Annotated in this window: 3 protein-coding genes and 1 pseudogene; all 4 read right to left on the bottom strand. The window is 70.9% G+C overall.

The window, feature by feature from the left end; genetic code table 11:
* Window positions 1-946: Ldh family oxidoreductase (locus tag Q4F04_RS15015; RefSeq protein ID WP_303370602.1), on the bottom strand; the 946-nt coding region annotated here is incomplete at its 3' end.
* Window positions 943-1,914: a phosphoglycerate dehydrogenase gene (locus Q4F04_RS15010; RefSeq protein ID WP_303370601.1), complete on the bottom strand. Its 972-nt coding sequence runs from the start codon at window positions 1,912-1,914 to the stop codon at window positions 943-945. The genes Q4F04_RS15010 and Q4F04_RS15015, both read right to left, overlap by 4 nt.
* Window positions 1,911-2,798 (bottom strand): dihydrodipicolinate synthase family protein, encoded by an 888-nt coding sequence (locus Q4F04_RS15005; protein ID WP_303370600.1) that lies wholly within the window; start codon window positions 2,796-2,798, stop codon window positions 1,911-1,913. Before Q4F04_RS15005 ends, Q4F04_RS15010 begins: the two co-directional genes overlap by 4 nt.
* A gap of 25 nt (window positions 2,799-2,823) precedes the next feature.
* A pseudogene (locus Q4F04_RS15000) lies at window positions 2,824-3,165 on the bottom strand (ABC transporter ATP-binding protein); the annotation flags it as partial.

Below are 3,165 nucleotides of genomic sequence, written 5' to 3'. Positions count from 1 at the left end.
TCGTCTGCGCGGCCTGGCCGGGCAGGCGCACGGGGCGGGCGGGGTCGCGCGGAGGATTGGACAGGCAGGCTTCGGCCAGCCAGCCGGTCTGGCGCAGGAAGGCATCGGCCCCGCCGAAGGCATCGGGGTCGTGGACGGTGATCGTCATCGCCGCGTTCGTCCCCTTGGGCGCATCCGCCCGGCCATAGCCCGCAAGCCCCTGCGTCAGCGCCTCGACCGCAAGCGCAAGCCCGTAGCCCTTCTGCCCGTGGTCGAGCCCGCCCGTCGGCAGCAGCGTGCCGCCCCCGGTCAGCACCTCGGGGTCGCGGCTGGGGTTGCCCTCGGCATCCATGACCCAGTCGTGGTCATACCGCTCGCCCGCGCGGATCATCCGCTGCGCCAGGTTCACCGTGGTGATCGAGGCCGAAAGGTCGATCAGGATCGGCCGGTCGGGCGTCGGGATGCCGTAGGCGACCGGGTTCGGCGTCATCACCCCCTTCAGCCCGCCGAAAGGCGCGACCTGCGCGCCCGAAGGCGACGAGGATGCGATGGATGCCATCAGCCCCTGCCCCGTCGCGATCGGCAGATAGGCCGCCAGCGCGCCGTTGTGATGGCTGTCGCCGACGACCACCGTGGCCGTGCCGAAGTCGCGCGCCCGCTGGCAGGCGAGAAGCATCGCCTGCTCGGCGAGCCAGGCGCCGGGCAGCCGCCGCCCGCGCCAGCAGACGGCCGGACCGCGGTCCGAGATCACCTCGGGCGCGCCGTCCTTCAGCACCACCCCCTCGTCGATCGCCCCCAGATACCAGGGCGCCAGCGCCAGGCCGTGGGTCGTGTGGCCCATCATGTCGGCCTCGACCAGATACTGCGCGACGGCGCGGGCCTTGTCGGGGGCAAGGCCCGCGGCCTCGAAGATGCGCCGGGCATAGGCGCGCAGGGCCTCGGCCGGGCGCGGGGTCGTGTCGGTCATCGGCGTTCCTCGAAGACTTCGGGGTTCAGCACGCGGGCGGGGCGGCCGCCTGCCATCAGTTCCCGGATGTCGGCGATGTTCATCAGCCCGACGTTTTCCAGCGCCTCGATGGTGTCGGCGCCGGAATGGGGCATGAAGACCGCGCGCGGATGGCGGAAGATCGGGTGCGAGACATCCGGCGGCTCGGTCACATAGGCGTCCAGCGCGACCCCGCCCAGCCGGCCGGCGTCCAGCGCCTCTGCCAGCGCGTCGAGATCCACCACTTCGCCGCGCGCCAGGTTCAGCAGGCAGGCCGAGGGCTTCATCCGCGCGATGCGCCCCGCGTCAATCAGCGCGGCGTTCCCGGCGCCGCCGAAGACGTGCAGCGACACGTAGTCGCTGGCCGCCAGCAGATCGTCCAGTTCCATCAGCGCGATGTCGTTCGCCGCCGCGAAACCGCGGTCGGCGTGGGGATCGGTCGCGGCCACCTGCATCCCCAGGCCGCGCGCCAGCAGCGCCAGCCGGCGGCCGATGTTGCCCAGGCCCACGATTCCCAGCGTCTTGCCGCCAAGCTGCGAGCCGACCTTGCGGTCCCACCCGCCCGAGGCGACGCTGGCGTGCCCTGCCGGGATGTTCCGCGCCAGCGCGAACATCAGCCCGACCGCCAGTTCGGCCACCGCGTCGGCATTGGCGCCGGGCGTGTTGGCGACCGGCAGCCCCCGCGCGGTGCAGGCGGGGATGTCGATGTTGTCCACGCCGACCCCGTGCTTCAGCACGCCCTTCAGCCGGTCCGCGCCCTCAAGCGCCGCCGCCGTCACCGGCACGAGGCCCACCACGAGGTAATCGGCGCGGCCGATATGCTCGGCCATGCCGCCGTCGGGGCGGCTGGTGTCGGTGCAGCGGACCAGTTCCCACCCCAGTTCGGCAAGGCGCTGCGTCACCCGGCCGTGCTTGCCGAAGCCGGGCGAGGTCGTGAGGATGACGGTCATGCGAGCAGCTCGTAGCGGCGCAGGATCTCGGCGATCTGCGCATCCTGCGCGGGATCGGGCAGCAGCGCGGGCTGGCGGCTGGCCCCGACGGAGGCGTCCATCAGGTAAAGCGCCCGCTTGACCAGCGCGGGGGGGTAGCCGAGACCATACAGATCCTTGCGGAAATTGCCGAAGATCTGCTGCTGGCGTTCCGCCTCGGCATGATCGCCGGCGTTATGGGCGCGGATGATCGCGGCCAGCACGCCGGGCATGACGTTGCCCAGCCCCGAGATGCAGCCCGCCGCGCCGTTCATCAGCGACCAGTGCACCAGATGGTCGGGGCCGGAATAGACGGCAAATCCCGGATGGGCGCGCCCGACCGCGAGATAGGCTTCCAGCGTGTCCTGCGCCCCGCCCGAATCCTTGATCCCGGCGATGTTGCCGTGCTGCGCCAGGGTCGCGGCAGTTTCCGGCTCGATGTGGTTCTGCGTGCGCGCGGGGATGTCGTAAAGATAGACGGGCGTCCGCACCCCGTCCGCCACGGTCGAGAAATGGCGGACCAGCCCGTCCTGCGTGCAGGCGATGAAGAAGGGGGTGATGACGGCGATCCCGTCCACGCCGATGCGGTCGAACTCGCGGGCGAGCTTCAGCGTCTCGAAGGTGGCGGGCATCCCGGCGTTGACGATCACCTGCGCGCGGCCCGCCACCTCGTCCACCACGGCCTCGGTCAAGGCGACCTTCTCATCGAAGGTCAGGGCGGTGAAATCGCCGTTGGTGCCCGCGCACATGATGTTGTTGCCCGCGTCCACCTGGCGGCGGACCTGGGCGCGGGTGGCGTCGTAGTTGATCGTCTCATCGTCGTTGAAACAGGTGACGAGCGCCACGAAGGCTTTTGCAGTGGTCATCGGGGTCTCCGGGGGTAGTGAAGGGTCAAAGGGCGGCGGCAAGCCGGGCGTTTCGGCGTCGGGCCTGCACCTCGGGGTCGGGGTCCAGCCCGGCGGCAAGCAGCGCCTGGGTATAGGGTTCGCGGGGGTTGTCGAAGATCTGGCGGACGGTGCCCTGCTCGACCACGCGGCCCTTCTGCATGACCATCACGTGGTCGGCGAAGTCCCGCACCACCGGCAGGTCATGGGCGATGAAGATGAAGGCGATGCCCATCTCGCGCCGCAGCCGGTCCAGAAGCTGGATCACCTGCGCCTGGACCGAGACGTCCAGCGCCGACACCGCCTCGTCGCAGACGATCAGCTCGGGCTCCATCGCCAGGGCGCGGGC

Source organism: Paracoccus sp. (in: a-proteobacteria), from assembly GCF_030536915.1.
GTDB lineage: Bacteria > Pseudomonadota > Alphaproteobacteria > Rhodobacterales > Rhodobacteraceae > Paracoccus.
Note: the sequence above shows the minus strand (reverse complement) of the source record. Positions and strands in the feature narration are given on the sequence as shown.

Excerpts from the sequence above, each read along its gene's own strand:
- Q4F04_RS15010 (WP_303370601.1), bottom strand. The coding sequence starts at position 1,914 with ATGACCGTCATCCTCACGACCTCGCCCGGCTTCGGCAAGCACGGCCGG.
- Q4F04_RS15005 (WP_303370600.1), bottom strand. The coding sequence starts at position 2,798 with ATGACCACTGCAAAAGCCTTCGTGGCGCTCGTCACCTGTTTCAACGAC.